Source organism: Erwinia sp., from assembly GCF_031978025.1.
In the GTDB taxonomy this organism is placed as follows: Bacteria; Pseudomonadota; Gammaproteobacteria; order Enterobacterales; family Enterobacteriaceae; genus Erwinia.
Genome location: NZ_DALZCD010000288.1, coordinates 1 through 5,323, shown reverse-complemented (window position 1 = coordinate 5,323; position 5,323 = coordinate 1). Strand labels below are relative to the sequence as shown.

5 protein-coding genes are annotated in these 5,323 nt (G+C 53.5%); 3 read left to right on the top strand and 2 right to left on the bottom strand.

The window, feature by feature from the left end; translation table 11 throughout:
- Both RTK32_RS18455 and RTK32_RS18450 read left to right on the top strand, forming a co-directional pair.
- On the top strand, positions 1 to 238 hold a 238-nt coding region (locus tag RTK32_RS18455), incomplete at its 5' end, for a DUF6388 family protein (protein ID WP_312046540.1).
- A 411-nt stretch (positions 239 to 649) separates the two neighbouring features.
- Entirely contained in the window at positions 650 to 2,029 is a 1,380-nt protein-coding gene (locus RTK32_RS18450; RefSeq protein ID WP_312046538.1) for a diguanylate cyclase, read from the top strand.
- Between the two features lie 40 nt (positions 2,030 to 2,069).
- On the opposite strand, the gene RTK32_RS18445 is transcribed toward RTK32_RS18450, so the two are convergent.
- Both RTK32_RS18445 and RTK32_RS18440 read right to left on the bottom strand, forming a co-directional pair.
- On the bottom strand, positions 2,070 to 3,821 hold the full coding sequence (locus RTK32_RS18445) for an amylovoran biosynthesis protein AmsF (protein WP_312046536.1): 1,752 nt from the start codon (positions 3,819 to 3,821) through the stop codon (positions 2,070 to 2,072).
- A 248-nt stretch (positions 3,822 to 4,069) separates the two neighbouring features.
- Positions 4,070 to 4,372 (bottom strand): hypothetical protein, encoded by a 303-nt coding sequence (locus tag RTK32_RS18440; protein ID WP_312046535.1) that lies wholly within the window; start codon positions 4,370 to 4,372, stop codon positions 4,070 to 4,072.
- A 213-nt stretch (positions 4,373 to 4,585) separates the two neighbouring features.
- Here RTK32_RS18440 and RTK32_RS18435 point away from each other — a divergent pair, with 213 nt between their 5' ends.
- Positions 4,586 to 5,218: a hypothetical protein gene (locus tag RTK32_RS18435; RefSeq protein ID WP_312046533.1), complete on the top strand. Its 633-nt coding sequence runs from the start codon at positions 4,586 to 4,588 to the stop codon at positions 5,216 to 5,218.
- Positions 5,219 to 5,323: the final 105 nt, after the last annotated feature.

The following is a 5,323-nucleotide window of genomic DNA, read 5'->3' as shown; positions in this document are numbered from 1 at the left end:
GACCCAACAGGATGCCGATACGCTCGGTATGTCCCTGCCCGCTTTAAAGCGTATGCAGACCGACCGCGCCTACGCCGCGTTTACGCGTGAGAAAAAGCTGGATGGCATGTTATTTGCCATCCAGCTGGCCGAGCCAGATAAAGCCGTGGCGGCCGAGGCTATCGAAGCCTATTTACGCGAGCACGCTGCTGCACTGGGAATGAGCTGGGAAGAATTTTGCATTAAAAACGAACTGTAGCCTGCGCTTATGTTTCTTTCCGGCGTACCGTTTTTTACGCCGGAAAGAAGCAGGTTTAGTACCGTCTGAGGTGAGAATGCTCTCAAACAGAAATACGCAGTGATGAATAATGCTTACATCCTCCATTTTTTCGGTATATATAGCATGACCTTCCCGGGGAAGTGCACAATCACGCCAGGCTGAAGACGGTTACAGAAGATTGAAATCAGCGAACTATAAGGATATTATTTGCGCGTTTTTTCGCATGGTTAATTTAGCCTGCCTTTGCTTCATTGCCGCACCGGGGGGCATGATGCCTTACCTGTTTGAATCATAAATATTTTTAAAGTCAGGAAGCCAGCCGTTCTGGTTAGCAGGATAAGCGCAGGCCGTGCTCGCGGCGTTGCCTTAAATAAAATTTGAGCCATCGAAATGCCATTAAGCAAATATAAAATCAACCTGATTATCTTGTTATTTTTTATCACTCTCTGTATGGCGATGCTGGGGCTTTACTGCCGCACCAATGCTGCTCTTTCTCTTTTTTGGCCCTGCAACGCGATGCTGCTGGGAATGCTGGTTCGCTTTCCCCAGTTTAGCTCGGCCCTGACTTTTGCGGCTGTTTATGCCGGACTGGTCACGGCGGATATCGCTTTTGGTACGCCCGTCGCCGCCTCGATGGGCATGGATGCAGCTAACCTTTCTTTTATCGTTACCGGACTTGGCGTGTTGCTGAGCGGCAATTCCTCTTCACGCCGTCAGGCGGCGCTAAACCGCGTTTTTCCGGCCTCCATCGTAGGGGCGGCAGTGTGCGCAATTATTGGATCGGTGGCCAGCCAGCACTATTTCCATGACGATCTGCTGCAGGGCTGGATCTCCTGGTTTTGCGAGCAGCTTTCCACTTCTATCCTGCTGCTACCGGTGATCATTACCCTGCCGCGTAGCGATGAAATCAATGAGCTGATCAGGGAGTGCCGTCAGGCTTCTCCGCTGCCGCTGATTTCGCTGGGCATTTCCCTTGCCGTCGGGATTAACGTAGGCGGTGGCGGCAGCCTGATTTTCCCCCTGCCGGCCCTGATGTGGTGCGCGGTCAGCTACCCGCTTTTTATCACCTGTATGCTGACGCTAATCACGGGCATCACGGAAATTATCCTGGTCGCCAGCAATGTCTTAACGATTCAGGGGAGAGACGATTTCTTTCTTATCGACAGCCTGGCTTCCGCGCGGTTAGGCGTGGCGGCGATGACGATCAGCCCGCTGATCGTTGCCCTTAGTGCCACCGCCAATAAAAAACTGGTGGCGCGCATTACGCGCCGGGCCGATTACGATCTGTTGACTGGCGCGCTGACCCGTAGCGGGCTGGCAGCCCGGCTTGACGCACTTATGGCGCGTAGAGATCATAATTTTAACGGCGTTGCTTTTGTTGTGGATATCGATCGCTTTAAAAATATCAATGACACTTATGGTCATGCGGCCGGGGATTATGTGCTGGCGCAAACCGTCGAGCGTATTCGCCAGACGCTTCAGCAAACGGCGATCGTGAGTCGAATGGGCGGAGAGGAGTTTCTGATTTTGATTGAGGAGATCTCGCTGCCTCGCGCTTTTTTGCTCGCCAATCGGCTGCGTCAAAGCATTGAGCAGCATACGATCATGCTGAACGAGGAAGATTTAAGCGTGACGATCAGTATTGGCATCAGCCCGCTGGAGGTGGTGGATGCCAGGACGCTGGATGAGGCCATCAAGAGCGCGGATAAACAGCTTTATCTGGCTAAAAGTAGCGGACGAAATCGGGTGTGCCCGGAAGTGATATTATAAAAAAAAAGGCCGCCATCACTGGCGGCCAAAGCCTTGGCGGCTAATAGTAAGCAATTTTACGGTCTGTACCGTTAATGTTGACCGTGACATAGCCTGCGGCTGTCGTGGTCGAAGGTGCTGTTGCGGTAGTGGTAGCTATCGTCAGCACTCCTTTCTCATTGGCGCCTACGCCTGCCAGTCCGTTATGCAGGCTCATCCTGGCATTAACAACCGTTGTACCAAGCAGGTTGGTATCGGTCACTTCCACAAGGCTTGGCTGGTAAAAACAGCATTCGCCGGAGTCAAAGCGGCTGGGGCCCGTTGCCCGCAGGCTGAACGAGGTATCGCCGCTATTGGCTTTCACTTTGATAAAGACTTCCGCGTAAGTCATGCCGATACGGTTAATCTTTACGTCGAGTACAGAAGGCAAACCTTTATGCTGCATATCGCCATAAATACCGTTCCAACAGCGAGAAATATTCAGCCAGGTGAGACAGGAGCCCGTAGAGGTGGTGGGGTTGCCCGCCGTTCTGTCCAGCGCTTCCGTACTCAGTTTGCCGATAATTTCAAATACCCACTGAAGGTTATCTTTCGGGAAGTTAATTTTTCCCAAATTAAACCATTTATCGGTGCTGGTATTGTTGGTGACACGGTAGCCAGAGTACCAGCCGGGCCGAATCGATCCACTCAGCGAAATACCGTAGTTTTCATCACGGCGCCAGCCGTACTCATAGGTGGAGAGCCAGCGGCTCTGGTCGTCAAAGCTTAAATCTAACGCACTGCCGCTTTGTAGATTAAGCTGACGCAGCTGCACACGGCTATTGGTCATATCCAGCTTGTTAGGACAATCTTCCACGCTCAGCGCATCGATAATCCACTGACCATCCCTCAGGTTGCCCGGGAAGCGGCTGTGCTCAATCCAGACGTTGTAAATAAGCCCCTGCGTCACACGCGGCATGGAGATGGCCGCATCCCCGTAACTGTACTGAAAGTTCGCGTTGGTCAACTCCACGGCCGTTGAGTGATCCCATGAACCGGCCGCCGTGCTGGAGTAACCGATGTCGAAAATCCTGCCGTAGGTGGTTGTGGTGTAGATCTGGTTAAACTTGGTGTCCAGGGTATCCTGCAGCTTGATGACTGTCCCGCCGCAATATTGCGCGCGAAAACCATCCAGCAGCACGGACTGCCCCGCGACGATGGTATTTTCGAAGAACGGCTGCGTATTCGAACACATCTCCGCGGTAATCAGCCCCGTATTGGTTTTAACGTCCGCCGCCGTCTGACCATCCCAGCAGATACCTTTGATGGTGGTACGTCGTGACTTAACCTTGAATACCGGCGATGACGATTTGTCGGAAACAATGGTCGTACGCGGGATAGCCCCATGGGGGTTATGGTCCCCGAAAATGTAGAAGAACGCCGTCTCTGATGCTGAGATATCGATTGGCTTAACCAGAAACTTACCGGCCGGGAAGCGCACGGCAATGTCCCGCATGCTGGTATTGTAAGTCTGCGCCCAGTTCAGCATATTTTTAACCGGCGTGGTGTCGTCATTCACACCGTCACCGCGTGCACCGAAATGAAACAGGTTCACCTCATCCGGATCGTCCACCACGCGACGCCAGTAGAAACCGTTACCGATAGCCAGCGTACCGCCATTATCCGCAGGCAAAGACGTAGTGATATAACCAACAAAATTACCGCCGCCACGATAGTAGTTATCGTTATTATAATAACGACGAAGAATAGCCAGATCGCCAGTTTTAGATGGCGCAGTCGTTCTCAGTTCAGCAAAAGAGTTAACTTCAATCATAATAGCCTCCGCGACAATAAGCAGGTGCAAATTGCCTGTAGTGAATAAAAATAGGTAAAGTTATTTAGCCCTTATTATTTTCCACCCTTTCCTTCCTGGAAGGCGGTAATCCTTTTTATTTTGTGCAGACTTTATTCCAAGTATCGTTATGCACATTTATTTCCTTCACTGTCCTGATGTCCATGAGCTGCCAGTCCTGCCCGTACGTTTTAATAGGGGAGAAAAGCGTACAGGATGAATCCACTATGCTATCGGGGCTGCTTGTCGTTGTATTCCGACTCACGCAGCTTACGACGAGCATCGACATCGTTAAGAGTATTATTTGCAGCCTGTACATTTTTGGCTTCCTCACTATTTTTTGCCTGCTTTGCAGCAACTGCAGCTACGTGCTCACTTTGTACTTTTGCCGCTTCGACCTCTGCTTTGGCTTTTTCCTGCACCTTGCCGGTTTTTTTCCCGCCGAACCAGCTGGCTACAATGGCCGCTATCACCATGCCAATACCGGCCAGAAGGTGCCAGCTCCCGCTAAATAATGAGAGAAAGGGGGTCATTTTTTATTTTCCTTAGCTTGCGATATCTCTGATGAAGGCCCCACTTCCGGCGGATGAGGCTTACCCGGCCCGGGTGTTTGTTCTGCCGTCACCGACGATAACTCGGGGGTAACAGGCGACGGGGCACCGGCTCCCGGTGCATCAGGCCTGCCGGGGACATCCTTTTGCTGGGCAGCGATTAACGGCACCGTCTGAGATGAAGGCGGCTGCGTATTGGTATTTGACGTTCGGGGTCGTCCAGGCATGGCCGTTTGCTCCGACGTTACCCATGAAATCGTGGGCGATACCGCGGCCGGTAGCCCGGCACCCGGTACTTTTGGCCGGCCAACCGTCGCCGTTTGTTCCGATGCTACCAGCGAAACCGCTGGCGAGACGGCTAACGGCGCACCGGTGTTTGGCTCACCGCCCACGGATAGTGGCTTTTCTGCCCCCGCCGGAGGCGTCACCGAGGCCCCCTCCTGCATTTTTTTTGGCCTCCCGACGGCAGGGGTTTGCTCTGCCGTCACCAGTGAAACCGCCGGTGAAACGGGCGTTGGCTTACGGGTTTGTTGCCCGTCTGGCCTGGCAGGCAACGAGGTTTGTTCTACAACCACCAGCGAAACCTTCTGCGACGTAGCTGGCTGCGTATTAGTGTTTGTTGTCCTGGGCCTGCCGGGTACAGACGTTTGCTCGGCGGTCACGATTGAAAGCGTGGGCGAAACGGGTGATGGCGCGCCCGTTTCGGAACGTTTCGGGCGTCCCACCGCTGCCGTTTGCTCGGCAGTCACCCACGAAATCGTTGGCGATACGGGAGATGACGTCCCGGCTTTTGAAGACAAAGGTCCCGCTGGTGAGGTTTCCCCCTGATCCTCTGGCGGCGCAGCTGCCGGGTCTGTCTCCGGTGCTGGTGACGCTGGCGCAGCTGCCGGGTCCGTTTCCGGTGCCGGTGACGCTGGCGCGGCTGCCGGGTCC